The sequence below is a fragment of the Streptomyces sparsus genome, from assembly GCF_054776295.1.
The window spans coordinates 1-563 of sequence record NZ_BAAHCA010001698.1; the positions used below are offsets into that span (position 1 = coordinate 1).

1 pseudogene is annotated in these 563 nt (G+C 77.3%); it reads left to right on the forward strand.

The features are described 5' to 3' along the window. A pseudogene (locus ACYVE9_RS30365) lies at positions 1–563 on the forward strand (hypothetical protein); the annotation flags it as partial.

The following is a 563-nucleotide window of genomic DNA, read 5'->3' on the forward strand; positions in this document are numbered from 1 at the left end:
CGCCCACCACGGCGCCCGCCCCGACACACCCGTCACGGTCGCGCTGCGCGAGGCGGGCTCGCTCGGGCTGGCGGGCCCGCGGGAACGGCTGCTGCCCATGGTCCGCTCGGTGCTCGCGCAGCTCGCGGTGACGCACCCGCCGAGCACGCTGGAGATCGTGCTGGTCGCCTCCGGTCGCAGCGGCCAGGCCGAGGACTGGTCCTGGCTGGGCTGGCTGCCGCACGTCCGCCCGGCCCGCGGCCAGGACTGCCGCCTGCTGTTCGGCTTCGACCGCGACCAGGCCACGGCCCGCACCGACGAGCTGGTGCGCAGGGTGGACGAGGGTCCGCTCGGCGCGGGCTGGGTGACGGCCGAGCGCACCGAGCTGAGGTCCGTCGCGTCGGCCTACCGGGGCCACGCCACGGTGCTGGTCGTCGACGGTGATCCGGGTACCGCCGCGCTGCGGGAGTCGGTGGCCCGGCTCGCCGGTGGCGGCGCCACCATGGGCGTGCACGTGCTGTGTCTGGCCGAGACCCCGGCCGCCACCCCGTCCTCCCCCCTGACCGACACCCTGGCGACGGCCT